Genomic DNA, 22,001 nt, shown 5'->3' with positions numbered 1-22,001 from the left:
TAGGTATACTAAGATGGCAAGTATTGCTTCATCATTAATTTACATATGGAGAGGGATCTAATGAGCACTGCCAAAACTTGGATTCAAATCAAACTGATTCTCCCTATTCTGCTAGGTACTGCATTGTATGCTTTTGGACTGCTGTACTTCATTATCCCTAATCAGCTGATGGAGGGCGGCGTCACCGGGGTTACCGTGCTGTTGAAGTATGCATTCGACCTCTCTCCTTCCCTGACAACCCTTATTATCAACGTCCCGCTATTTCTGGTCGGGCTCAAGATCCTGGGCGGCAGACAGATGATCTACACAGGGGTGGGGATTGGGGCCCTTACCGTGTTTCTGTGGCTGTTTGAGAAAATGATCCACTCGGGATGGATTGAGCCGCTGCATACGGAGAACGATCTCTTGCTGGCAGCACTTTATGCAGGTGTCACTCTCGGTGCTGGTCTGGGCATCGTATTTCGCTCAGGCGGTACGACAGGTGGTTCTGATATCATCGCGAGGATTCTCAACCGGAAATATGGATGGAGCATGGGCCGGATTTTGCTCGGTATCGATTTCATTATTATTGGCATCTCTCTGATCTACATTCCAAAAGAAAAAATACTGTATACGCTGGTTGCCGTCTTTATCGCTTCCAAGGTCATTGACTTCATTCAGGAAGGGGCTTATTCCGCTCGGGCATTCATGATCATTAGTGACCATGCTCCTGAAATCGCTGATCTGATTACCCGGGAAATGGATCGCGGTGTAACTCTTATTCCAGCCATCGGCGCCTACTCCAAACAAGCCAAACATGTGGCTTACTGCGTTATTTCACGTCAGGAATTCAGGCGCCTGCAAACCATTGTCAGATCTGTTGATCCCCGTGCCTTTGTTATCATCAGTGATGTTCATGACGTTCATGGAGAAGGCTTCAAGGAATCCTGAAATCAAATCAATTACATGCAAAAAACCTCTTTCCCGAGAACGGCCAATTGGCTGCATTGCGGATCGAGGTTTTTTAGATTTCGAGGCAGATCATCAGCGCCGGAATGGAAATATGCCCTGCTGCTGTGCACGATACTTACGATATCCCGCATAACTTAGTGCGGCTACAATCACGGATGTGATGAATAACCCTGCCGCTCTCCGGTTCGGACCCTGAACAAACGGGACAAATGCACTCTCATCCTTCTCGCGTCCAAACAATTGATTTACCAGTTCTTCACCTTGGGATACCATGCTTTGCAGCTGAGTGATATCAGGCTGTTTGGCTCCAGTCAGTCCTTTGGTGTGGGACAACCAGGCATCCAGCTGAGCGATCTCGTAGGGTTCACGGCGAATCATCGCTGCCGGTCGAATAGTTTCATAGTGCTCTTCAAGCAAGGCATATCGGCTGGAGAGTGCTGCTGCTTTCTCATGCTGACTCACAGCGGTTGATATGGCCTGAAGGTCATCTTTTACAATTTTATAATATTGGAGCCATAATGGTTTGGATGGATTAGCAAGACTGTCAGCAGCGAGTCGCAGTTTGGCTGAAGCCTGCTGAAGACTGGTGTCATCACTTTTGACGCGGACAGCTGCTTGTTTGACCTCAACAATCGTTTCGGATAAAGCATGAATGCCTTCGACCGTTGTCTGACCTTCAAACGAGATATGCTCCAACCGTTCGCTAATCCGCATAATACTGTTTCTGACTTCCTCGATATTATGTTCCAAGGCATGTCTGTAGAGCGAAGTTGCTTCCTGATTAAGCTGTTGAATGGAACTATTGACGAGAGCTTGCTGATCCGCTTCCCCTGCATTCCCTTCGCTTTGTGCAGATACACTGTATGACAAGTTCGTCCAAAACAACAGTGCCATGAACGATACTACCATTAATCCGGTTTTGTTCCAGAACATTTTCTTCATGGACATCCCCCCCATACCAATGTATGGCAGGGCACGGCCGCTTAGAACAAGCTTACGAAATCAGGCTCGTTTAGCCTGCCTTAATGCCAGCCACGCACACAGAATGCTGATCAGGGTAAGTCCGAAAGTGAAATTGCGTACACCATCCAGATGCTCGTAGAGAGCACTAGGCAGCCAAGGGAAAATATCATATGTATAATCCATCGTATCATTTAATAACGTCCACAGGCTGGCGATTAGCAGCGCCACCCATTTAAACCCAAAAAATCTCACATAGATCAATGCTTCAATGGCCATGGCACTGTGTGAGGCGATCAGCATCCAGTCCTGCCAATGCGGCGACCCTCCCTGCATCCAGCCCGCAAAAATAATCGATACGGCCCACACCCCATATTTCACCGATGTAACCACAGCGAGAGCTTGAATAACATGTCCGATTCGGTTGAGTACAGCCGACTTCGGTTTATATAACACCCATAAAAGTCCAAGGGTAAAAAATAAACTCGCTGTTGGACTGTCCGGAACAAATACAACCTGCCAAAGCGGCTGTTCGGCCAGTGTTAATTCCAGCTGATCTCCGTACCATATGTACCCATACACCGTACCCACTGCATTACACCAAAACAGAAGCCACAGGAAATACCGATTGGTCAGAAACTCCCGGCTCCAGAAAAACGATAAAGACACGTTCACTGCCCCTTCCTTCTTACAGTTTCTATGAACTCATTATGCATTGATTGGTAAAACACCTCAAAAAAAAACCTGACCGCAACAACAGTCAGGTTTTTGGCTTAATTCGATTTTACTGTTCTGCCTTCTGTTTCGCAAGCCATTCCGCCAGGTGATTGATATCGTCATCTGTCAAACCTTGGGCGATGGCTTGATCATACTGAGGTGGCATGCTATTGTATCCTTCTTTGATAATCGTCAAGATCTCTTCCTGGCTGTGTTTATCACCAACACCGCGAAGGGAAGGGCCACCAGCACCCTTCATATCTGCAGCATGACATGCCACACATCCCGCCTTCTTAAACGTTTCCATTGCAGGATCATCCTTCTCGACGATGGCCACTTCTTGTTGTTGACCCGGCGCATTGGAAGTCGGCAGACCTTGTTCATGCTTCTCAAGCGCCTCTTCCTCACGCTGAATGTGCTCAGGCTTCTGACCTGTCGCTTCAAGCTCGTGCTTGTAGTGCGTCCAAGCTACATTCGTGAGATAAAATACGGATAGGATCGACAGAACCATCAGGGATGATGCAATCGGACGTCTGTAAAACCGTCGCTCCTTGCCTGTATCCAGGAACGGGGCCAGCAGCAACGCTCCAAAAGCAACCCCACTGACACCCAGAACACCGAGCAGGACATAATCGCCTGAAGCGTATGGATATTTTAGATATTGGTACAGAAAAAGGAAATACCAGTCCGGCATCGGAATAACGGATGCACTTGGATTGGCCGGATAACCAAGTGGTGCAGGTTCAGAGATCGTCAGCACCAGGATGCCCACCAGCACCACAACACCAACCATCCATTCCTTTAGCAGAAAGTTAGGTATAAATGCTTCGGATTTGCCTGGATACGCCGTATAGTCCGGCGGGGTAATAAATCCTGCTCCTTTACGGACGCGTGAATCACCGACAAAGATAATCTTCTCCTGATCATCAGGCTTGTGTCCGTGAGCCATAGCGATTCCTCCCTTCTCAAATTATAGTGGTCCCGAAATGCCCTGTCTGCGGATCATGATGAAGTGTCCGACCAGAAGCACCAGAAGCACAGCGGGGAGGAAGAAGACGTGCAGGGCAAAGAATCGCGTTAGCGTCTGTGCACCTACAATGGTTCCACCTTGCAGGAATTCTTTAATGATTGGTCCCAACCAAGGGACCGTATTGGCAATTTCCAGGGTAACTTTGGTTGCAAAATAGGCTTTGTTATCCCATGGCAGCAGGTACCCTGTTAATCCCAGACCCAGCATGACGAAAAAGATCAACATGCCGACGACCCAGTTCATCTCACGGGGTGCTTTATAAGAGCCTGTAAAGAATACACGCATCGTATGTAAAAACATCATTACGATTACCAGACTGGCTCCCCAGTGGTGCATGCCGCGCACAATTTGGCCGAAGGCTACTTTGGTCTGCAGATACTCGACACTGGCATAGGCATTGATGATATCAGGCACATAATACATCGTAAGAAACATTCCTGAGAGAATCTGAATTACGGTAATAAAGAACGTCAATCCACCAAAGCAGTAGACGAATGCGGAAAAGTGGTGAGCCGGGTTTACGTGCTCTGGAACCTCATGATCCGCAACGTCCCTCCAGATTGGCGTGATATCGAGACGCTCGTCAATCCAGTCATAGACATTTTTAAACATCTGCGTTCACGCCTCCTATTTCACTCGGGTGTTCGGAACAATCTCGCCCAGATATACCCAGCCCTGATCCTCCTTGACCACATATTCATCCAGCGGTTTCGGGGCTACGGCAAGATTTTTCCCTTCCTTGTCATAGTGCGCGCCATGGCAGGGGCAATGATACTCATCAGGATAATTTTTGTCACTGTTCCAGCCTACTGTACATCCCAAATGTTTACAGATTGGTGAAAGCGCATAAATTTTACCCTGTTCATCCTTTCGAATCCATGCCACGAGCGAAGCATTACTCAGGTACCAACCATCTTGCTGCTGCAGTTCAAATGTGAATTCTTGAGGTTCGTTCGTAATTTTGCTGATTTCAGCTACTTTGACAGAAGTGCCTTCTCCCTTGTGCTGCAAAATGGGGTCCACCGCAAAACGGACCATGGGAAGAATTGCACCGGCGGCCATATAGGCTGTAGCTCCACCAAGCGTGTACGTTAAAAACTGCCTGCGTGACATTTCCCTCCGGCTTGGTGGTTTGTTCGAGGCTTCATGCTGGTCATGCTCACTGCTCATACTGTCTCCACCCCCCTTTTTCAGCCAACTCTCTCATACGTTTTCATTATCAGAAATTCCACGACTTACTAGAACATACATAATCATATAGTAGCCCTAGAACACCGTCAAGAATTTGTCACACATTTTTAAGGTTCAATTGTAAGCGTTATTAAAAAACTGTTGATAAATTGTCACAATTTCAGCAAGAAGTTAATTTTTCCACATCTCGCGTACTTTTTCCCCAATATACCCTGCTATTTTCCCTTCTTCTATTTCCTCAACCAATTGGGAACGATTAAAAACAAGATCTGCAGATGAAATTTCATCCTTCTTCAAAAAACCATCGGATGTCATGATCACCACATATTTGAACCCAGACTGCTTAAGCTGCTCGCATATGGTGTTTAATGCCATTGACTTTTCCGGAAAAGCGAAATGAAATGCCGGATACGTCATGACCCGCCCTTTAAATGGAACTTCAATCAGATCCAAAAAATCTCTAAGCCTCTCTAACGCTTCCGTGGCTTCTGCCGGCGACTGATTACCCGTAAGACCGGTGAATGGAATAAGGCATGTATCCAGATAGAGTTGCAGTTCAGCCCAGCTGTCTTGAGTCATCTCACTGAATTTCAATTCCCTATTTCCCCTCTCTATCCATTTTATTCCCATATTATATACGAGCAATCGATGTAAATCCATAGAGTTATTAGTAAAACCTTTCCTAAAAAACACAAAAAGAAATGCGTAATCACGCATTTCCTTTTTTATATGTTTGATCATCATTTATCAGTTTATGGTTTTCAGTTCATCCGTCAGACTCCGGAAAGCTACTTCGTCTCCGGTAGCCAACGCCTTGTCGATTTCCATATACAGCTTCTCGCTACGCTGTTTACGAAGCGCTTCGTCCCACACCATCTCAGCAGCCAGCCCCAACATGACTTCATACGTAACTTTCATTTTATCCAATAGGATGCACCTCCAAAACGGATTTAAGAGCTCCTATATTCCTTACCTTTGGCAACATAACCAAGTGAAGTCCTCGACATCCGCTCAAGGTCGGCATCCGTCAATTCACGGATCACTTTGGCTGGTGTTCCCAGAGCCAGGGTATAGGGCGGAATTTTAGTATTTTCAGTTACAACAGAACCGGCCCCAATCAGTGCATATTCACCAATTTCGGCTCCATTCAGAAGGATGGCTCCCATACCAATCAGTGAGCCTGTTCCAATGTGACAACCATGAATAATCGCAGCATGTCCGACTGAAACGTCATCTCCCAGAATCAAAGGTTGATTCGTATTCACATGTCCTACAGCATTGTCCTGAATGTTACAACGTTGTCCTATCCATATTGGCGCCAAATCGGCCCGTAATACGGCATTGAACCAGACCGTTGAATCTGCGCCTAACTTCAGGTCGCCTATAAGTTTGGCCCCTTCAGCTACATATACCGAAGAATGAAGCTGCGGTTGTTGACCCTTGAATGGGATTATCATCAGTATCACTCCTTAATTTGGGAGTGATTTTAACAACTTGTCCCCTAAATGTCAAACACCACAGGAGTCGTATCACCAGACAACGATCGGCAGGTTGCAGCGAGGCGTAATCCCCAGGCTGTCATTTGCACGGTACTCTTACCCTCCTGCTCTCCAATGCGAAGCATCCCCAGATGCAGCATCATTTTGAGAACTCTCGTTTCATAGATGGTCTCCGGCGTGTCGTAATAAAACGGCTGTATTAACGGACCAATTTGTCGGAACAAAGACTCTGCTGTGGACCAGCCGGGTGCACATTCCCCTGTCCAGTACACGATGGAGGACAAGTTTGGAATAGCACCTTTATAAAGTCTTAACCAAAACCGAAATAGCTGTATCATCTCGGCTGTATTCTCTGCACCTAGTTTTTCTTCGCCGAATGCAGTCACTTTCAGCAGTCCCTGTTCTTCCCGAACAAGCCGGTGGTGAAATGCATAGTCGTATAGAAATGCAAAACGGTCAGGGTAATCCTTGAAGGAACGACCGTAGCCAAACCTCCATCCCGCTTTTCCAACCAATGTTTCACTGACATGAAGATGGTCCATCACCTGCTGCTGGGAACGCCGGTACATCATGCCTTCAGCGTTCAAAGTGATTTCATGCTGCTGAACAAATCGCAGGAATAACTTAAGGTCGTCTACAAGCAGATGGTATTCATCCCTGTACATCGGTGGTTCATTTGTCGTTTGAATACCTGCCTTCAGGTGAGCGGATAACACATCCCGGAATCTCATTTTCAAATCCTGAGGTACCTGATACAAATACTTCGTATGCTGTGTCGTTCCGTTAAACAACCATCCGCTCTTGGTGAACCGAACAATAAGATCGCGCGGACTGGCGCCGGACTCGCTTTCTTTTTTGTCCATCGACTGACGGGCAATGGCGACAAGTTCTTCCATGCCAAAGTATTGCCGGGGATCAAATAGCAGGTTGTTCAGAAAACGCAGATGTGCCACATTTAGTTCGCTGACCTGTTGCTCAAAAAATCGTCTACTGCCCAACGTTGTGAGAATACTCTGGATGAGTTCATGTTTGGAATTGGGTTTGCACTCACATTGGTAATAGTCTGCTATTCGATTAAGCTGGCCGATATCGGCAAAAGTTAGCATATCCGCTAGATTCATGGGTCCATCGCCTCGCCGTTAACTACTGTTTGGCTACTAATTCGGGGCCGGAGTAGTTTGGTTTTGTAAACATGTTTGACGGAATTCCCATGATCTAAACCTCATTTACCAAATCTTTTATCTTTTTATTCATCCTATGCCCCAACTTGTCTGCTCAGAAGAAAAATGAGAGGCACGGAATGATAGCAACCGACAGTTTCGCTGTTTCAAAACAAAAAAAAACAACCTGAGTCCAATTACTCAGATTGTTTAGCCGAATCCAATGATAGATGTCGTGTGCAGTTATATAACAAGGGACTCCAGTCACCCTGTTCTTTTTCCAGGATCGTAAGCGACAAGTTTCCGATTCGTTCCGTATAGCGGTCTTTGAACAAGGCAGACAACAGGTTGGCGAGAAAAGCGCCATGAGTCACAATCAATACATTTTTGTCCTGATATGCAGCCCATAAATCTTCCAGGAACGCTAAAGCGCGAGTCTGTGTATCGATAATCTGCTCCTGTCCCAGATCCAGTGTCTCCCAGTCCATCCCCCAGCGGGTGATTCGTTCATCCGAGGTCAAACCCTCGATCTGACCGAAACCTCTTTCTTTCAAACGTGCATCCGGCTCAAGCATAGGCACATCTAGCAATCCAGAGATAATCTCTCCTGTCTCCTGGGCTCGGGATAAACCACTGGTAATGATATAATCCCATTGATAATTCTCTTTCAACAGACGGTTTCCCAGACGTTCTGCCTGCTGACGCCCTTCGGCATTCAATGGTATGTCTGTCTGCCCTTGAATACGCCCTGCAGCGTTCCAATCGGTAAGACCGTGACGAATAAGCCCAATTCGCATCTCATCCCTCATTTCTCTATACAGTGAACGCTAGGTTAACTATGCACGCGCACCTTGTTTACGTTTGTTCGTCGTTCGATGCATACGCCCCAGCGAAAACAAAGCCATGCCAATGGCAAGCAGCGACAATGCCATCCAGTATCCCGGATACGCAGGTCCCATACTTACAACAAAGGGTTCGATAATGCTTCCCCTGTCCGCACCTGGCATGTTGTACTGGTACATGCTTGAAGCAGTCAGATCGCTTCCCGCAACAGCTGTTTCGAGAATCCCCGTAGAAACCACAGTTTGCTGCTCAGCTTCTGATACATCTGGCTTAAACATTGCCATGTATAAGAAACTGCATAAAAAAATCGCCAGAAACGCAGCAATCCACAACGTCATGTGCTTGCGGATCGCAGCAGAGAATCGGTTCACTTTTGCCTCTTCAGGCAAGAGCCACGGGGACTCCGCATAAATGCGGTCCATTACGTTGCGATTGACTCTCTCCGCCTGCTGCTCTGTCACTGGTTCCGGTATGCTGTGCAGCAGAACCTGGGCTTCTTCCCAAACTTCAAACTGCTGCGAGCACTCCTCACAACCATCCAGATGAGCATGAAAAGCAAGCCGCTGCGGATGATTTGCCGGCAAGTCCCAGATCAGTGCAAACAAGTCCTGGGCTTCAATGCAATTCATCGGTTCTTCATCCCTTCATATGGCTCGTACACCGGTTCGAAGAAATAAGGTTCCAATTGAGTTTTTACGCTTGATCTTGCTCTGAACAATAACGATTTTACAGAACTGACGCTCTGCCCAAGAATATTCGCAATCTCCTGGTAGTCTAGTTGGTCATATTCACGCAGTATGATGGCAGAACGCTGCTTCTCCGGTAAGTTGTTAATGGCATCTCTAACCAGCATGACCCGCTCACTGCGCAGTACAGCATGCTCTGGCGCGTTCTCGGAAGGCGCAATGGGTACAATCCCACTCTCTTCTAGAGGAACACTGCCACTGCGCTGTTTGCGCAGCTCACTCAGTACCGTATTTCTTGCAATGGTATATAACCACGTCGAGAATGAGGCATCCACCTCGCGGAATGAGTGTAAACTGCGGAACGCCTTATAGAAAGTCTCAGAACAGAGATCTTCCGCAAGCAGCTCCATATTGGAACTTTTCAACATATGATATACGAAAGCCAGTATTTTACGCTGATAACGACGCATCAGCTCGGAATATAACTCCAGGTTACCTTCCTTGATCTCTCGAATCAACTGGGAATCCGTCATTTGAGTGCGACCCCTCCTCGCCCATCCATGTGCTTCTCCCCGTTCGACTCTATCCATGTATTACCGAACAGGCACAAAAAAGTTGCGGTTCTCACCGCATAAAACAGCGTATCGCCATATCAGGCCTTTACGCCAAATTCCCCTATGTAATGGCAATTTCCCCAACGTTTCTACATTAACAGTATTTATTGTACAACGGTCAGCAGCCTCCTGGCAAATCCTCTACGATACACAAAAGCCCGACCTGTCATTCATATGCCTCTTATTTCACGAGTATGACGGCATTAGAACCCTTTTTGGCAAAAATGCACATTGCACACTCATTAGACGTAGGGAGATTCAAAAAGGTTTCAAAATTTTAATCTTTTTTTATTCCATACCCTTCGATTGAAGGATTTTATTTCATGAATATACGTAAGTTATAATTATTTTTAACAATTTTTTATAAAGTGTTGACAAAATGAAAACGTATACATATAATAAAAGTACAGTATGGTTTCTCTCCACTCCTATCCAATAACTGTATTGCTCCACGTGAGCAATGGCCGCTTATGTAAGCGGTCTTTTTTTTGCCCTTTTTTAAGGACGTATCGTAACAACTGTTTATCAACACAGAAAAAGAGGGCTTTCGCCCTCTCTTTCTATCCTCACACCCAAACCTGATATCCCAGGGAATCCAATAAAGACTTCGCACGTTCCATATCCTCTTCCTGACGGAATGACAAACGCATGATGCCTGGTACATCGACCCGGTTCTCGATAATCTCGAGGTTGCTTAAGTTAATATCATGTGTCCCGAGCTCTGTTGCAATCTTACCAATCATGCCCGGCGCATCCTGCACATCTGTATACAAATCGAACAGCGGTGAGATCATGCCTTTGCGGCGTTCAGGCAGAACGCTGCGGAAGTCACGGGCCTGACGGAATGCTTCTTCGATGCCTGGGCCGTTCTGGTTCTCCAGCATTTCCGTAAAAGCAGACATTTGGCTATTCCAGTCCTTCAATAGACCAAGGAGGACTTCACGATTGCTGAGCAGGATATCCCGCCATACAATCGCATCACTGGATGCAATACGTGTAATATCGCGGAATCCGCCTGCGGCCAGCATTTTATACAGCGGATTGGATTCATTATATTCACGCACCTGATTGACGAGCGCTACCGCAATGACATGTGGCAAATGGCTGATTGCGCCCACAATATCATCATGTAATAGAGGCTCAACCCGGACGATCTGTGCCCGCGTATGCGCAAGAAGCTCAGATAGCCTATCATATGCCTCTTCAGGCACATGTGCAGATGGAGTCAAAACGTAGTACGCATTTTCAAAAAGTACAGCCGAAGCCGCATCAACGCCAGCACGCTCAGATCCGGCCATCGGATGACCGCCAATGAAGTAGGCATCAGTCATACGCACATGCTCTGCACAGGCAGCGATCGAAGCTTTGGTGCTGCCAACATCCGTGATGATACACCCCTTTTTCAAGGGCAGCTTCGCCAATTGTTGAAAATACGTTTCAAGCAAACCTACCGGAACGCACAAAAAAATAAAGTCGGCATCCTGCACCGCTTCTTCCAGAGAGAGTGTAGCGTCATCCACTACACCACTCGCTATGTACTTGTCTTTCAGTTCAGGCAGATGTGCATAGCCCATCACAGATACTCCCGGCTTGCCTTTGAAGCAAAGCGCGAGAGATCCACCGATGAGCCCCACACCTATCATTGCAATTTTTAATTTCATGAGACCTCACTCTTTCATCGCCGGTTTTAGTGGCTTGTTGTCGCCTTCTCAGCCAGCGTGTTCTCCAATGCCGTCACAAATGTACGGTTCTGCTCTGGCGTGCCTACGGACACACGGATGTATGTTGGATAGACTTGGAATCCAGGGCGGACAATGATCCCTTTTTTGAGCAAGGATTGGAACGCATCCTTGGACGGCATATCCAAATCGACCATGATAAAGTTTCCTTGCGACGCGAAAAACGGCAATCCAAGACGCGTAAACTCGTTTTGGAGAAAATCACGTTCAGATGCATTCTGCTTCGCACATTCCTGGACAAATGGTTGGTCCAAAAGTGCAGCCGTTGCTGCCACCTGACCGAAACGCGATGTGTTGAACGGTTCGCGTACACGGTTAATCAGGTCGATGACCTCCGGACGTGCAATGCCATATCCAATTCGTAGTGAAGCAAGGCCATAGATTTTGGAGAAAGTCCGCAAAATGACCAGGTTTGGATATCGATCAAGCATTGAAATACTTTGTGGATAAGCCGCATCCGTTACAAACTCATAATAGGCCTCGTCCAGCACAACCATAACATGAGCAGGTACCCGATCCATAAATGATACGAGCTCCTGTTCAGAGATAATTGTTCCTGTTGGGTTATTCGGGTTACATACCCATACGACTTTGGTTCTATCGCTAATTTGCGCGAGCATGGAGGACAGGTCATGCGTCCCATCCTTAAGAGGAACCTCAATTGTCACAGCGCCCTCAATGTCCGCATTGCTTTTGTAGACGGAGAACGTCTGATCCGCCATGATCGTCTCATCTCCGGGAAGGAAGAACGCACGGGTAATCAGGGCAATAATCTCGTCCGATCCACAGCCAAAAATAATGTTGCTCCGTTCCACACCCAAATGCTTCGCCAGCACTCCTGTCAGCTCAACCGCGCTGCCGTCAGGATACAGACTAACATGGGCCAACTCTTTCGTAATGGCTTCCAGTACGGCAGGAGAGCTGCCGTATGGGTTTTCGTTGGAGGCCAGCTTGATCACTTGCTCAAGCCCCAGTTCACGTTTCACTTCTTCAATCGGTTTGCCCGGTTGGTACACAGGCAGATTGACAATCTGGGATTTCGGTTTCAACCCGACCGCCTCCTGTAGTTAAGTTATAAATACATGCCGAAACATGCGGGGGAAATAACGCGTCGTGATCTCCCTATCCTTTTAATTGTGCCACAAAGTTGCGAATTTGCAACAGCCCCGCCTCACGGGTATCTGGATTTTCAAGAAGAGGAATCGCCTCTTCAACCTGACGAACAATGGCGCTCCCTACAACCACTCCGTCACAGATGCGGGAAAAACGCTCTACTTGCTCATGGCTGGATATACCAAACCCTACCGCTACCGGAATATCTGTCAGACTTTTCACAGTCTCAATAAAGCTCTCTACTCCGTCAAAGAAGGAAGCTCTCTCTCCTGTTACACCGAGTGAAGATACGCAGTAGATAAAGCCTCGAGCCCCTGTAACGATACGCTCAATCCGCGCGTTGGACGTAGGAGCTACCAGCGGAACCAGATGCACGCCCGCGGCGTCAGCCCTGCGGCGCATATCTTCTGATTCCTCAATAGGAAGATCGGGAATAATCATGCCGCTAATATCGTGTTTGACAAGTTCATCAAAGAACAAATCAAGTCCCGTTTGTAGTACAGGGTTGTAATACGTAAAGAGTACAAACGGCAGCTGTACTCCAGCCTCGCGTGCTTTGGCGGCCGTTTCCATGCAGGTGCGAATGGAGATCTGGCTTTTCAGTGCACGCTCGGATGCACGCTGGATAACAGGACCATCCGCAAGCGGATCGGAATAGGGAACCCCAAGCTCCAGGATGTCTGCTCCTGCCTGTTCAAGCTCCTTGATAATATCAATTGTCGTCTCCACGTCGGGATCCCCAACGGTCAGAAACGGAATAAGTGCTGTACGATTTTGTTCCTTTAAACGCTGGAAGGTCTGGTCCATTAGATTCATGACAAGTTCCCTCCCGTATATTTCATAATGGATTCGACATCTTTGTCTCCCCGACCCGACAGGCAGATGACAACGATATCGTCTGCTGTAAGTTCAGGAGCAAGCTTAACGACCTGAGCGACGGCATGTGCAGACTCCAGTGCAGGAATGATGCCTTCCGTACGGCTGAGCAGCTGCAAAGCATCCAGCGCCTCCTGATCCGTAATCGGTACATACTTCGCACGTTCAATATCCTTCAGATAGGAATGCTCCGGACCAACGCCAGGATAATCAAGACCCGCCGAGATGGAATGTGCAGGTTGGACCTGTCCATACTCATCCTGAAGCAAATAACTCATGGAACCCTGAAAAACGCCATGTGTTCCTTTACTCATCGTGGCTGCATGGAATTCAGTGTCCACACCTTTGCCGGCAGCTTCAACACCAACAAGCTTCACATCCTGATCCCCGATAAACGGGTAAAACATGCCGATTGCATTGCTTCCGCCACCGACAGCCGCAACGATCACATCAGGAAGACGTCCTTCGATATCCTGAATCTGTCTGCGCGTCTCATCTCCAATAATTCGTTGAAAGTTACGCACCATCATGGGATATGGATGAGGACCAACGACTGATCCAAGCACATAGAATGTATCCTCCACGTTGCTGACCCAGTAACGAAGAGCCTCATTCCCTGCGTCCTTCAGTGTCCGCGTACCCGATGTCACGGGAATCACTTCCGCCCCTAGCAGTTTCATACGGAATACGTTCAGTTGTTGACGCTCTGTATCTTCCTCGCCCATGAATACTTTGCATTCAAGACCAAGCAAAGCAGCAACGGTTGCAGTTGCAACGCCATGCTGTCCTGCCCCCGTTTCGGCGATGACTTTATTTTTACCCATACGTTTGGCAAGTAAGCCTTGTCCGATCGCATTGTTAATTTTATGTGCACCCGTGTGATTCAAATCTTCACGTTTCAGATAGATCTTCGGTCCTCCCAGATGGCGAGACAACTGTTCCGCATGATACAGCGGCGTCTCCCGTCCGGAATACTCACTCAGCAAATAATTTAACTCCTTATTGAATTCCTCGTCTTGAGAATAACGATCATATGCCTCTTCCAATTCGATTAGAGCGTTCATTAGTGTCTCAGGTACAAAGCGGCCTCCGAAGGGACCGAAACGCCCATGTTGATCCGGCAATTGATGTGTCATGCCTGCTTCACCCTTTCTACAAATGCTGTGATTTTTGCAATATCTTTCACGCCATCAGACTCCACGCCACTGGATACATCGACGCCGTCTGGTGCATAGTTCTGTATTAGTTGCTCTACATTATCGGGCTGTAGTCCCCCTGCTACGAACAAAGCAATTCCATGTTGAATTGCCCATTCGGCATAAGCGGGAATACGATCCCACGCAAACGTTTTACCGGAACCTCCCCCGTATAGAGGATCATAGGTATCCAGTAATATGGCATCCACAACGTTTTGATAAGGATCAAGTATCTTAGCAGCATCATTCACTTCTGTAGCTGTTTCATCTTTTGGAAAAGAAAGAGCCTTGAACACCTCGGTGCCGAAACGCTGCTTCACCAGTCCGCAAAATTCCGGAGACTCCTGTCCATGCAGCTGAATAACATCCAGATGAGCTACTTCCATGACACTTTCGAGCTCTGTCATTGAGGGATTCACAAATACTCCCGCCAGTTTCGGACGATTAGGTGCGGTCCAGTCCATTAGAACCGCTCTTAACTCGGCAGCCTTATCAGCTTCAATTTGTCGTCGGGAATCGGCAAAGACAACACCAATGTAATCAATCGGCAAGTTTATCATCGATTTTAGCACTTCAACGTCCTGAAGTCCACATATTTTTACTGCCACTGCCGATTCCCTAAGCAGCTTGTTATCTCTTCCGCCTGTACCGTCATTCATGAGTTTATTCATCCTCTTGGCCCCATCAGTTCGTAAACGGCAGCTTCCACATCTTCCTTACGCATCAGATGTTCACCGACGAGGATACCCTGTACTCCAGCCTCTATTAAGGATTCCAAACGCTCTGGACCGTCAATGCCGCTCTCACTGATTAAAGTTACCCCATCCGGAATCAACTTCATCAGATCAAGGGTTGTGCTTAAGCTGGTCTCGAACGTCTTCAGATTACGGTTGTTGATTCCAACAAGGGTTGCCTGTGGAATCTCCAGTACTTGCTCCAGTTCCGTTCGGTCATGGACTTCAATTAAGACATCCAGTCCTATACTTTTGGCAAATGACAGATACTGACGGATCTGCTCCGGTGACAGGATGCTTGCAATCAGCAAAATGGCATCTGCACCAAGCAATCTTGCTTCAGCGATCTGGCGCTCATCGATAATAAAATCCTTACGCAAAAGCGGGATATTCACAGCCTGATGAATGGCCTGCAGATATTCTCCGCTGCCTTGAAAGTAGGAGACGTCCGTCAATACAGAAATACAATCTGCTCCTGCCCGTTCGTAGGCTAATGCAATTTCTACCGGATGAAAGTCGGGACGTATGAGCCCTTTGGACGGGGATGCTTTTTTCACTTCTGCAATAAGACCGAGGCTCCGGTTACGATCCTTCGATAATGCCCGTTCAAACCCGCGGGTAGCTGGCAATGTTTCAATCTGTTTCAACGCCTCTTCCATCTGAAAGGTTTGGGCCAATGCTTCAACCTCTTGCTGTTTCGTTGCTACGATTCGATCAAGATACATGACTGTACGCCTCCGTTGTGTGTATTAGCTGTTCCAATTTCATCGCTGCTTTTCCGGAATCCACAGCCTCCGCGGCCATGGTCACCCCTTCCGCAATGGTCTCAGCAAGACCCGAAAGGTAGATGCACGCTCCTGCATTTAACAGGACGACATCACGGTACGCGCTCCGTTCTCCGCGGAAGATTCGTTTTATAATTTCGGCATTCTGAAGAGCATCTCCTCCAAGAACCGCTTCAAGCGGATGCATTGATAAGCCCACATCACGCGGATCAATATCATACGTCTGAACTTCACCATTACGCAGTTCAGATACCTGAGTAGGTGCGGATATGCTGATTTCATCCAGTCCATCATGACTTGCGACGACGAGCGCTCTCTTTAGACCGAGACGATTGAGGACCTCGGCAATCATCGGCGTGCGACTGCGGTCATACAGACCGAGGAGCTGGCGATCCGCCCCTGCAGGATTGGTGAGAGGACCAAGCATATTGAAAATCGTACGTACACCCAGCTCTTTGCGTGGTGCAGCCGCATGTTTCATGGAAGGGTGGTACACCTGAGCAAAGCAGAAGCAGATTCCGATCTCATCCAGACATTGTCTCGCCTGTTCTCCATCGAGATGAATGTTAACCCCCAGAGCTTCAAGCACATCCGCACTGCCTGCTTTACCAGAAGCAGATCGATTGCCATGTTTCGCCACACGAACAGAGACTGCTGCCGCAATGATTGCTGAGGCTGTTGAGATATTAAACTTGTGAATTCCCGATCCGCCGGTCCCGCAAGTATCCAGCAGTCCGCTGCCATCCGTAAGAATCCGGCCGCCCTGTCCGCGCATAGCCTCGGCAAAACCGGTGATTTCGTCCACCGTTTCCCCCTTCATTCGGAGAGCCATAAGCAGCCCGCCGATCTGAGCCGGAGTCGCTTCACCTCTCATGATGGAGTACATCAAGTTACGTGCTTCCGCCTGCTCGAGGTGGTTGCCCTCCAAAATTTTGGCTAGGCCGCCCTTCATCCCTTCGTTCTGGCTAACGACAGATGTGGATTTCTTGGAATCTTCATTCATCACAGGGTTCATATTCATATTCGGTCTCTCCTCTCTCAGTTCTGTACAGCCGTGGCTGGTGTCACAAAATAATCTGCATTAGCAAGTGTCAGGTGGTTATCTTTTCCCTTAGGAGGGAACATGGCTTCCGCTGTACGGATCGCTGTAAGCAATGCTTTCGCCTTGTTGACCGTCTCCTCGTATTCACTTTCAGGTACCGAATCCCATACGATGCCTGCCCCCGCCTGCACGTACGCTTTTCCTTTTTTGAAAATGATGGTTCGAATCGTAATGCAGGCATCCATGTTACCGGAAAACCCGAGATATCCGATAGCGCCTGCGTAAGCACCGCGCGCTTCTTTTTCCAGCTCCGCAATAATCTCCATCGCGCGCAGCTTCGGTGCGCCGGATACTGTTCCAGCTGGGAGACAAGAGAGGAATGCATCGAAGAAATCCTTGTCTTCTCTGAGCTCGCCTGTCACATTCGAAACCATGTGCATGACGTGGGAATAACGCTCAATCTCCATGAACATGTCACATTTCACACTGCCAAATTTCGATACCCGGCCGAGATCATTGCGGCCCAGATCAACCAGCATGAGATGTTCCGCCCGTTCCTTCTCATCCTGCAGCAGATCGGCAGCAAGTGCACGATCTTCCGCTTCCGTCGCACCTCTTGGGCGTGTACCAGCAATTGGCCGTGTCTCCACACGATTCCCGTCCACCTTCACCAGCGCCTCTGGTGAGGTCCCGACAATAATTTCATCATCCATTTTCAGATAATACATATAGGGTGACGGATTCAGCGTCCGAAGTACACGATATACATGTAAAGGGGAAACTTCGGTATCGATGTGGAAGCGTTGTGACAGCACGACCTGAAAAATATCACCTGCACGTATATATTCTTTGGCTTGCTCCACATTGCCGATAAACTGTTCCTTTGTTAGGTTGGAACGAATATCCCCCAGATCAACGTCTCCAGGAATGGATCGCGGATTCAGGTTTTCCCCAGGTCCTTGCTGCTGCAAGCGCTCAGCGGCCTGCTCAAGCTTCTCTGACGTCACTGCATAAGCCTTCCTGATATCCTCATCCGTTGCTCCCTCTTTGACATGAACGTTTCCGACAAGCAGCATTTGCTGCTTCACATGGTCAAACACAATAATTTGGTCACAGAACATGAAGCGAATATCATCCATATTCAGATCATCCAGCGCATGAGCCGGAAGCTTCTCATAATATTGCAGCAGATCATATCCAAAAAAACCAATCGCCCCGCCTGTAAATGGCGGCAGTTCGTCATCTTTGGGACTACGATACTTGCGCAGCAGCGCTTTTAGTTCTTCAATCGGTTTGCCTGGCAGTTCACGCTTCTGTCCAGCTTCTTCCACTTCAATCCGGCCCTTTTTGGCCGAAATCATCAAAAACGGATCCGTACCAATGAAGGAATATCTTGCCCATTGAATACCGCCCTCCACACTTTCCAGCAGGAATGCCCGGTCATTGTCAGCATAACGGCGGAAAATCCGGATGGGGGTTTCCATATCAGCCAAAATCCGTTTGACTACCGGAATCAGATTATATTCATTCGACATTTTCAGTACTTGATTAACGTTTGGCGTTATCATCAGATCACGTCCTTTCAGATTAGGTAGAAGAAAGTCATGGGTTATATACAACAAAAAAAACCTCTACCATCAGGTAGAGGTTCTGGTTTATAAGCTGTAATCAACAGGTTGGTGCTTCATAAATAACAAGTCCCTATACATTCACGCCGGATCATCAGACCAGTCTCACGAATAAACGTCATACATCCACCAACCTGCACGTCTTGAATATGGGTTTACTAACTCTTCGTGCTTGCACGCTACCATCACAAATTCGTAATGGCTTTCAGCAAACAACGACGAGCATATACCAAAAACAAAACGGTGTCACTGGACACGTTTCACGATGAGGTTCTGTTCCTTCCAATCCTGTAGCACGACGTACCGCGAATCAGTTGGCCGACCTTGTTACTCCGGCTACCACCCGCTGGACTCTGCTATATACTCCACTATCTCAGCTGCTCTCAGCTCAACTCATACTCTACTCAACTGGTTCTCACTATACAGCATTCAGAATGGTTTGACAACCACTCTATTTCTTATGAATTCGAAGGTGCAGCCAAATCAGGCCGTAAGGATTGCGCCCCATTCAGGTACACATGATTAATTTCATGCTGGTCTTTGGTCGTGTTCACATGGACCATGAAACGAATGCATTGCGGCAAGGCCCCCTTAACGGGTACTTCCAGCGCACACATCAGAGGCACCAGTTCCCAGCCATCCAGTTGACGAATGGCCTTCGCTGGAAAGGCTGCATCCAAATCACCAGTCATCGTAATCCAGACGCTGCAGATATCTTCCGGCTTAATATCGTTGCGGTCCACAATCTCCTGCAGCAATACCGCTGTTTCCTTCAAAATCAGTTCTTCGTTATTTTGCGTGACTGTTGTAGCCCCGCGAATTCCTCGTGTTGCCATCGCTATTCAGCTCCCTTCTTAAGCAATTCAATGACATCCCGAACTGCCGATACGGGCACGTCTTTCACAATTCTCGCTGCTCCAATTCGATCCGGAATAATGAAGACCATATGTCCTTCACGGAATTTCTTGTCATGCATCATTGCATCCATCAAAGCATCCGTATCCAAATGTTTCGGCATTGTGACCGGTAACCGCAGGGAACGAAGCATACGCACTGTATCGTCATACAGACCTGCAGGTGCACCAAGCTTCTCACCTAGCAAAGCCGATCCGGCCATCCCGATCGAGATGGCTTCTCCATGCAAAAACTCACCGTATCCAGCAATCGCTTCAATCGCATGACCAATGGTGTGACCCAAATTCAAAAGTGCACGCTCTCCGTTTTCCCGCTCATCACGAGACACAATGTCAGCCTTGATGCCACATCCGCGTTCGAGTCCGTATCCGAGCGCTTCCGGATCAAGTGCAAGCAACTCTTCCGCATGCTCTTCACACCAATGTGCAAAAGCTTCGTCGCGAATCAGTCCGTGCTTCAGCATTTCCGATAATCCGGCTGAAACATCCCGCGGCGGCAAGGATTGAAGTGTATCCACATCATAGAGCACAAGCTCAGGCTGATGGAATGCACCAATCATATTTTTGGCCAATGGATGGTTAACGGCCACTTTGCCACCTACACTGCTGTCATGTGCAAGAATGGTTGTAGGGACTTGTACAAACTTGATTCCACGCATATATGTAGCAGCCACGAATCCAGCGAGATCTCCCACAACGCCTCCGCCTAATGCAATAATGGCGGAACTACGGTCCAGTTTACCCTCGATGGCAACTGTCATCATGTCCTGGTAAACCGAAAGGGATTTGGATGTCTCTCCCGAAGGAACCACTGCCGAGACGACTGTATAGTCGGCCGCCCGGAGTGTCTGTTCAAGACTAGCCAAATACTTGGGAGCCACGTTCTCATCCGTAATAATGAGCAGCGGACTTTTTTTTGTTAAACCATACTGTTCAAAGAACCGCGGCGCCTCAGCGAGCAGACCACTGCCGATCAAAATGGGGTACGAGCGTTCCTCCAACTGAACTGTCAGCTGACGCATATTAGTAGTTCTCCAGTTGAGCATTGTAATTGTTATAGTTCGCGCGAATTTCCTCCATGGAATCTCCGCCGAACTTCTCAAGGAATGCCTTGGCAATCTCCCATGCCACCACATGTTCCATGACTACGCTTGCTGCTGGAACAGCACATGCATCAGAACGTTCGACTTGAGCAGTAAAGGCTTCTTTGGTATCAATATCAACACTTTGAAGCGGTTTGTACAGTGTCGGAATAGGTTTCATAACCCCACGAACCACAACCGGCATGCCATTAGTCATTCCGCCTTCAAATCCACCCAAACGATTCGTTGCGCGGTGGTAACCACGTTCTTCCGTGTGAAGAATCTCATCATGCACCTGAGAACCGCGAATCGTTCCTGCTTCAAATCCGATACCGATTTCCACACCTTTAAATGCATTGATGGACATAACACCCTGAGCAATCCGTGCATCCAATTTGCGATCATACTGCACATGGCTTCCGAGACCGATAGGCACACCTTCAACAATGCATTCCACGATTCCTCCGATGGAGTCGCCTTCCTGCTTGATCTGATCAATGTAGGCTTCCATCTTCTTCTCCGTCTCTGCATCGGTTACTCGAACCGAGGAAGCTTCTGTTACTTCAATCAGCTCATCGATTGGCAGGTCTTGGTAAGGGGCCTCAATCTCTCCGATACGCAGTACACGCCCCGCCACCTTAATCCCAAACTCTGCTAGGAATTGACGAGCGATCGCTCCACAAGCTACACGTACCGTTGTTTCACGCGCACTGGAACGCTCCAAGACGTTGCGCAGATCTTTCAGGTTATATTTAAGTCCGCCATTCAGATCGGCATGTCCAGGACGAGGACGATGAACGCGGCGTTTCTCTTCATCACTGCCTTCAATAGGCTCGATATTCATAATATTCTGCCAGTGTTTCCAGTCATTATTTTGAACGACCAGAGCTACCGGAGCCCCAGTTGTATATCCATGACGGATGCCGCCCACGAAATTGGCCTGATCTTTCTCAATCTGCATCCGGCGTCCACGGCCATATCCTTTTTGTCTACGGTGGAGCTGGAAGTTCAGTTCTTCAAAATCAATATTCAGATTGCTTGGCAATCCTTCAATTATTGCGGTCAATTGGGGTCCGTGCGTTTCCCCTGCGGTTAAATAACGTAAACTCATAGTACGTTCCCCCTTTAAACTGTTAAACTGCACATTGCTAAAATCCCATAATTTCTTTGCTCATTATAGTATAGCTGACCCGCTTTGACAAGAAAGCCCGTCGTTTCCTGCCCAAAATCGAAATTTCGGT

Annotated in this window: 24 protein-coding genes; 1 reads left to right on the top strand and 23 read right to left on the bottom strand. The window is 47.9% G+C overall.

Going from position 1 to position 22,001, the window contains the following annotated elements:
* The first annotated feature begins 60 nt into the window (after positions 1-60).
* Complete coding sequence (locus tag ABGV42_RS26200) at positions 61-930, top strand: YitT family protein (protein WP_347384338.1); 870 nt, start codon at positions 61-63, stop codon at positions 928-930.
* 93 nt (positions 931-1,023) lie between these two features.
* On the opposite strand, the gene ABGV42_RS26195 is transcribed toward ABGV42_RS26200, so the two are convergent.
* The 23 genes from ABGV42_RS26195 to aroC form a co-directional block, all read right to left on the bottom strand.
* A complete protein-coding gene (locus ABGV42_RS26195; RefSeq protein ID WP_347384337.1) occupies positions 1,024-1,893 on the bottom strand; it encodes a sporulation protein YpjB in 870 nt (289 codons plus the stop codon).
* 60 nt (positions 1,894-1,953) lie between these two features.
* On the bottom strand, positions 1,954-2,580 hold the full coding sequence (locus tag ABGV42_RS26190; RefSeq protein ID WP_347384336.1) for a DUF1405 domain-containing protein: 627 nt from the start codon (positions 2,578-2,580) through the stop codon (positions 1,954-1,956).
* A gap of 115 nt (positions 2,581-2,695) precedes the next feature.
* Positions 2,696-3,577: a c-type cytochrome gene (locus ABGV42_RS26185; RefSeq protein ID WP_154895629.1), complete on the bottom strand. Its 882-nt coding sequence runs from the start codon at positions 3,575-3,577 to the stop codon at positions 2,696-2,698.
* A gap of 21 nt (positions 3,578-3,598) precedes the next feature.
* Positions 3,599-4,270 carry a menaquinol-cytochrome c reductase cytochrome b subunit gene (qcrB, locus tag ABGV42_RS26180; protein ID WP_017687726.1) on the bottom strand — a complete coding sequence of 224 codons (672 nt, stop codon included), beginning with the start codon at positions 4,268-4,270 and terminating at the stop codon, positions 3,599-3,601.
* A 15-nt stretch (positions 4,271-4,285) separates the two neighbouring features.
* The gene (locus ABGV42_RS26175) at positions 4,286-4,828 is read right to left on the bottom strand and encodes a ubiquinol-cytochrome c reductase iron-sulfur subunit (protein WP_347384335.1); all 543 of its coding nucleotides are present in this window, start codon (positions 4,826-4,828) and stop codon (positions 4,286-4,288) included.
* Positions 4,829-5,020: 192 nt separating this feature from the next.
* Entirely contained in the window at positions 5,021-5,443 is a 423-nt protein-coding gene (locus ABGV42_RS26170) for a DUF2487 family protein (RefSeq protein ID WP_347384334.1), read from the bottom strand.
* Positions 5,444-5,596: 153 nt separating this feature from the next.
* Positions 5,597-5,776 (bottom strand): IDEAL domain-containing protein, encoded by a 180-nt coding sequence (locus ABGV42_RS26165; protein ID WP_095292837.1) that lies wholly within the window; start codon positions 5,774-5,776, stop codon positions 5,597-5,599.
* Positions 5,777-5,799: 23 nt separating this feature from the next.
* Positions 5,800-6,306, bottom strand: a complete 507-nt coding sequence (locus tag ABGV42_RS26160; protein WP_347384333.1) for a gamma carbonic anhydrase family protein — start codon at positions 6,304-6,306, stop codon at positions 5,800-5,802.
* Positions 6,307-6,350: 44 nt separating this feature from the next.
* Positions 6,351-7,469: a hypothetical protein gene (locus ABGV42_RS26155; RefSeq protein WP_347384332.1), complete on the bottom strand. Its 1,119-nt coding sequence runs from the start codon at positions 7,467-7,469 to the stop codon at positions 6,351-6,353.
* Positions 7,470-7,705: 236 nt separating this feature from the next.
* The gene (locus ABGV42_RS26150; RefSeq protein WP_347384331.1) at positions 7,706-8,305 is read right to left on the bottom strand and encodes a histidine phosphatase family protein; all 600 of its coding nucleotides are present in this window, start codon (positions 8,303-8,305) and stop codon (positions 7,706-7,708) included.
* 39 nt (positions 8,306-8,344) lie between these two features.
* Positions 8,345-8,980: a hypothetical protein gene (locus ABGV42_RS26145; RefSeq protein ID WP_347384330.1), complete on the bottom strand. Its 636-nt coding sequence runs from the start codon at positions 8,978-8,980 to the stop codon at positions 8,345-8,347.
* A complete protein-coding gene (locus ABGV42_RS26140) occupies positions 8,977-9,570 on the bottom strand; it encodes an RNA polymerase sigma factor (protein ID WP_095361919.1) in 594 nt (197 codons plus the stop codon). The genes ABGV42_RS26145 and ABGV42_RS26140 overlap by 4 nt, the downstream gene beginning before the upstream one ends.
* A gap of 647 nt (positions 9,571-10,217) precedes the next feature.
* The gene (locus tag ABGV42_RS26135) at positions 10,218-11,312 is read right to left on the bottom strand and encodes a prephenate dehydrogenase (RefSeq protein ID WP_347384329.1); all 1,095 of its coding nucleotides are present in this window, start codon (positions 11,310-11,312) and stop codon (positions 10,218-10,220) included.
* 26 nt (positions 11,313-11,338) lie between these two features.
* Positions 11,339-12,439: a histidinol-phosphate transaminase gene (gene hisC, locus ABGV42_RS26130; RefSeq protein ID WP_347384328.1), complete on the bottom strand. Its 1,101-nt coding sequence runs from the start codon at positions 12,437-12,439 to the stop codon at positions 11,339-11,341.
* Positions 12,440-12,512: 73 nt separating this feature from the next.
* A complete protein-coding gene (gene trpA, locus ABGV42_RS26125) occupies positions 12,513-13,319 on the bottom strand; it encodes a tryptophan synthase subunit alpha (protein WP_347384327.1) in 807 nt (268 codons plus the stop codon).
* Complete coding sequence (trpB, locus tag ABGV42_RS26120) at positions 13,316-14,515, bottom strand: tryptophan synthase subunit beta (RefSeq protein ID WP_347384326.1); 1,200 nt, start codon at positions 14,513-14,515, stop codon at positions 13,316-13,318. Before trpB ends, trpA begins: the two co-directional genes overlap by 4 nt.
* Positions 14,512-15,246, bottom strand: coding sequence for a phosphoribosylanthranilate isomerase (locus ABGV42_RS26115; RefSeq protein WP_431523679.1), 735 nt, complete (start codon positions 15,244-15,246; stop codon positions 14,512-14,514). Before ABGV42_RS26115 ends, trpB begins: the two co-directional genes overlap by 4 nt.
* The gene (gene trpC, locus ABGV42_RS26110) at positions 15,243-16,034 is read right to left on the bottom strand and encodes an indole-3-glycerol phosphate synthase TrpC (protein WP_347384325.1); all 792 of its coding nucleotides are present in this window, start codon (positions 16,032-16,034) and stop codon (positions 15,243-15,245) included. Before trpC ends, ABGV42_RS26115 begins: the two co-directional genes overlap by 4 nt.
* Entirely contained in the window at positions 16,024-17,109 is a 1,086-nt protein-coding gene (gene trpD, locus ABGV42_RS26105) for an anthranilate phosphoribosyltransferase (RefSeq protein WP_431523697.1), read from the bottom strand. The genes trpC and trpD overlap by 11 nt, the downstream gene beginning before the upstream one ends.
* A gap of 23 nt (positions 17,110-17,132) precedes the next feature.
* Positions 17,133-18,704 (bottom strand): anthranilate synthase component I, encoded by a 1,572-nt coding sequence (trpE, locus tag ABGV42_RS26100; RefSeq protein WP_347384323.1) that lies wholly within the window; start codon positions 18,702-18,704, stop codon positions 17,133-17,135.
* A gap of 518 nt (positions 18,705-19,222) precedes the next feature.
* On the bottom strand, positions 19,223-19,600 hold the full coding sequence (gene aroH / locus ABGV42_RS26095; RefSeq protein ID WP_347384322.1) for a chorismate mutase: 378 nt from the start codon (positions 19,598-19,600) through the stop codon (positions 19,223-19,225).
* Between the two features lie 2 nt (positions 19,601-19,602).
* The gene (gene aroB, locus ABGV42_RS26090; RefSeq protein ID WP_347384321.1) at positions 19,603-20,700 is read right to left on the bottom strand and encodes a 3-dehydroquinate synthase; all 1,098 of its coding nucleotides are present in this window, start codon (positions 20,698-20,700) and stop codon (positions 19,603-19,605) included.
* Between the two features lies 1 nt (position 20,701).
* Entirely contained in the window at positions 20,702-21,871 is a 1,170-nt protein-coding gene (aroC, locus tag ABGV42_RS26085) for a chorismate synthase (RefSeq protein WP_347384320.1), read from the bottom strand.
* Between the last annotated feature and the right edge of the window lie 130 nt (positions 21,872-22,001).

The sequence above is a fragment of the Paenibacillus pabuli genome, assembly GCF_039831995.1.
Taxonomy (GTDB): Bacteria; Bacillota; Bacilli; order Paenibacillales; family Paenibacillaceae; genus Paenibacillus; species Paenibacillus pabuli_C.
The sequence above is the reverse complement of the archived record's forward strand: the minus strand, read 5'-3'. Positions and strand labels throughout refer to the sequence as shown.

What these genes read in the sequence shown, in the direction of transcription:
- ABGV42_RS26200 (WP_347384338.1), top strand. Translation starts at nt 61, where the DNA reads ATGAGCACTGCCAAAACTTGGATTCAAATCAAACTGATTCTCCCTATT.
- ABGV42_RS26195 (WP_347384337.1), bottom strand. Translation starts at nt 1,893, where the DNA reads ATGAAGAAAATGTTCTGGAACAAAACCGGATTAATGGTAGTATCGTTC.
- ABGV42_RS26185 (WP_154895629.1), bottom strand. Translation starts at nt 3,577, where the DNA reads ATGGCTCACGGACACAAGCCTGATGATCAGGAGAAGATTATCTTTGTC.
- qcrB (WP_017687726.1), bottom strand. Translation starts at nt 4,270, where the DNA reads ATGTTTAAAAATGTCTATGACTGGATTGACGAGCGTCTCGATATCACG.
- ABGV42_RS26175 (WP_347384335.1), bottom strand. Translation starts at nt 4,828, where the DNA reads ATGAGCAGTGAGCATGACCAGCATGAAGCCTCGAACAAACCACCAAGC.
- ABGV42_RS26160 (WP_347384333.1), bottom strand. Translation starts at nt 6,306, where the DNA reads ATGATAATCCCATTCAAGGGTCAACAACCGCAGCTTCATTCTTCGGTA.
- ABGV42_RS26155 (WP_347384332.1), bottom strand. Translation starts at nt 7,469, where the DNA reads ATGAATCTAGCGGATATGCTAACTTTTGCCGATATCGGCCAGCTTAAT.
- ABGV42_RS26150 (WP_347384331.1), bottom strand. Translation starts at nt 8,305, where the DNA reads ATGCGAATTGGGCTTATTCGTCACGGTCTTACCGATTGGAACGCTGCA.
- ABGV42_RS26145 (WP_347384330.1), bottom strand. Translation starts at nt 8,980, where the DNA reads ATGAATTGCATTGAAGCCCAGGACTTGTTTGCACTGATCTGGGACTTG.
- ABGV42_RS26140 (WP_095361919.1), bottom strand. Translation starts at nt 9,570, where the DNA reads ATGACGGATTCCCAGTTGATTCGAGAGATCAAGGAAGGTAACCTGGAG.
- ABGV42_RS26135 (WP_347384329.1), bottom strand. Translation starts at nt 11,312, where the DNA reads ATGAAATTAAAAATTGCAATGATAGGTGTGGGGCTCATCGGTGGATCT.
- trpA (WP_347384327.1), bottom strand. Translation starts at nt 13,319, where the DNA reads ATGAATCTAATGGACCAGACCTTCCAGCGTTTAAAGGAACAAAATCGT.
- trpB (WP_347384326.1), bottom strand. Translation starts at nt 14,515, where the DNA reads ATGACACATCAATTGCCGGATCAACATGGGCGTTTCGGTCCCTTCGGA.
- ABGV42_RS26115 (WP_431523679.1), bottom strand. Translation starts at nt 15,246, where the DNA reads ATGAATAAACTCATGAATGACGGTACAGGCGGAAGAGATAACAAGCTG.
- trpC (WP_347384325.1), bottom strand. Translation starts at nt 16,034, where the DNA reads ATGTATCTTGATCGAATCGTAGCAACGAAACAGCAAGAGGTTGAAGCA.
- trpD (WP_431523697.1), bottom strand. Translation starts at nt 17,109, where the DNA reads ATGAACCCTGTGATGAATGAAGATTCCAAGAAATCCACATCTGTCGTT.
- trpE (WP_347384323.1), bottom strand. Translation starts at nt 18,704, where the DNA reads ATGATAACGCCAAACGTTAATCAAGTACTGAAAATGTCGAATGAATAT.
- aroH (WP_347384322.1), bottom strand. Translation starts at nt 19,600, where the DNA reads ATGGCAACACGAGGAATTCGCGGGGCTACAACAGTCACGCAAAATAAC.
- aroB (WP_347384321.1), bottom strand. Translation starts at nt 20,700, where the DNA reads ATGCGTCAGCTGACAGTTCAGTTGGAGGAACGCTCGTACCCCATTTTG.
- aroC (WP_347384320.1), bottom strand. Translation starts at nt 21,871, where the DNA reads ATGAGTTTACGTTATTTAACCGCAGGGGAAACGCACGGACCCCAATTG.